This is a genomic window from Flavobacterium sp. DW-iso2, from assembly GCF_058725285.1.
This window is the reverse complement of sequence record NZ_JBZXDY010000078.1, coordinates 1-945: the sequence shown is the minus strand read 5'-3', so window position 1 is coordinate 945 and position 945 is coordinate 1. Positions and strand designations below refer to the sequence as shown.

Sequence of the window (945 nt, the reverse complement as noted above, 5' to 3'; positions counted from 1 at the left end):
ATATTGTGTTTACTTTGTGGGCACGAGCGAGACGCTCGCGCTAGCATACGCCTAGCATACGCTCAAGCCAGCAGGGGTGAAGTAGACTAAACTATTTTTTCTTTATTTTAGAAAATAATTTAGAAAATAGATCATTAATTTCCGACTTCTGCTCTTTGTTTTGAATTAATTTATCATAAAAGTAATTAGGATTTTTATTCTCAAGAATTTCATAAACAGAATCTATTGGGCACTCTCTAAGTACAATTGCATTAGATTTTCCAATGTAAGCTTCATTAGGAGTGAATGCATCTTTATTTCCTGTAAAGAACCATTCTCCTCCAAAATTATGTATTAAAAACTCTCCTAAATATGCAATAAATTTCAATTTTTCTGAGCTATTAAAATTATTATTGTTGTTTAAATCAATAAAATATGTTGAAATACTTTTTACTTCTTCTTCACTAAAAATTAATTTTTCATGTTTATTTGTTTGAGCCAAATCTTTTAAATATTGTGGTATTTCCGATATGAATTTTTCGAAATCCTTTTTATTCTTTAGAGTATTATATCTATTATCCATATTATAAATTATTATAATTAATAAAATCAAATTTATCTTTACCAAAAGTATCTCTCAAAACTTCAAGTTTCTTTATCATGTTTGCATCAGCTCCATCAAACAAATGCCATTCTATTTTTTTGACTGGAATTTTGCTATCTAAAAGCATTTCTATATCTTTTCTTAATTGGTTTTCTATAAATTCAGAACTTTTTAATTGTCCAGATTTAATCTCTTTAGCAACACCATCAATTAAATTATCAACCTTTCTAACTTCCCCGCTCGTACCCACATTATAAATCAATTCACGTCTATCTCTAAAAGTGCTTGGTCATTATTTCCATAATTTCTAGCACTGCTGTATTTCCAACCTATTGGATCAGTTACAAAACCTGATTCAACAG

2 protein-coding genes are annotated in these 945 nt (G+C 28.5%); both read right to left on the bottom strand.

Annotated features, from left to right (window positions below; all coding sequences use genetic code 11):
* Positions 1-91: 91 nt before the first annotated feature.
* Positions 92-562 carry a hypothetical protein gene (locus AC4PRO_RS18180; RefSeq protein WP_492118399.1) on the bottom strand — a complete coding sequence of 157 codons (471 nt, stop codon included), beginning with the start codon at positions 560-562 and terminating at the stop codon, positions 92-94.
* A gap of 1 nt (position 563) precedes the next feature.
* Complete coding sequence (locus AC4PRO_RS18175) at positions 564-845, bottom strand: hypothetical protein (RefSeq protein WP_492118398.1); 282 nt, start codon at positions 843-845, stop codon at positions 564-566.
* Between the last annotated feature and the right edge of the window lie 100 nt (positions 846-945).